This is a genomic window from Arthrobacter sp. 05T423 (genome assembly GCF_056396245.1).
Genome location: NZ_JBFTLC010000094.1, coordinates 1 through 999 on the forward strand (window position 1 = coordinate 1; position 999 = coordinate 999).

General features: G+C 66.4%; 1 pseudogene. It reads left to right on the forward strand.

What is annotated here, in order from left to right:
• Positions 1 to 999, forward strand: a pseudogene (locus AC1DFE_RS24045) (peroxidase family protein); the annotation flags it as partial.

Genomic DNA, 999 nt, shown 5'->3' on the forward strand with positions numbered 1-999 from the left:
CGGCGCCGCTGATCAGAAGTTCCCCCGCTACACCACGCCGGTCTTCAACGATGCAGACCCCGTGCCCGCCGGTTTCGGTCCCGCCGGCCCCACCTCTTACAAGCAGAAGAGCGGGAACGTTTTCGACAGCAAGCCGCGCGACATCAGCAACCTGATMGTGGACCAGACCTCCACCAACCCTGCAGCCGTGGCTGCCGCGGGGTTCCCGGTCCGCACCCAGGGCGAYSYRGGCGTTCACCCCTGCACCACCGACCCGGATCCGCTGGCAACCCCGCCGGTAGTGGGCGTTCCGGCCGGCTGCGTGCCGTCGCACAACACTCTCTTCATCCCGAACGTCACCACCGACGTCGGGCTTTCGCCACCCTACAACTCGATGTTCACGCTGTTCGGGCAGTTCTTTGACCACGGCGTGGATCAGACCGTCAAGAGCGGCGGCAACGTGTTCGTGCCGCTCCGSGMCGACGATCCGCTGGTTGCAGGGCCGGACCACGTCTTCGGCAACGCCGATGACCTGCCCGCCAACCAGCGCTTCATGGTGCTGACGCGTGCGCAGAACCAGCCCGGCCCCGACGGCGTCCTGGGCACCGCGGACGACGTGCAGGATGCCTCCAACACCGACTCCCCGTACGTGGACCAGTCCCAGACGTATACGTCGCACCCGTCCCACCAGGTCTTCGTGCGCGAATACGTCAACAACACCGACGGCAAGCCGGTCTCCACAGGCAAGCTGCTCGGCGGAACAGCCGGAACCAAGGCGGCAAACGGCATGGCCAACTGGGCCAACGTCAAGGAACAGGCCAAGACCCTGCTCGGCATCCAACTGCTGGACAAGGACGTCCTGAACGTGCCCCAGCTCGCCGTCGACCCCTACGGCAAGTTCATTCCCGGTCCCGCCCGCGGCCTGCCGCAGTTCGTGACCGCCAGCGGACTCGTCGAGGCGAACCGCGCCGACAACGGCGGCCTTGGCACMCTGGTGCCGGCAGATGTCAAATACTTCGA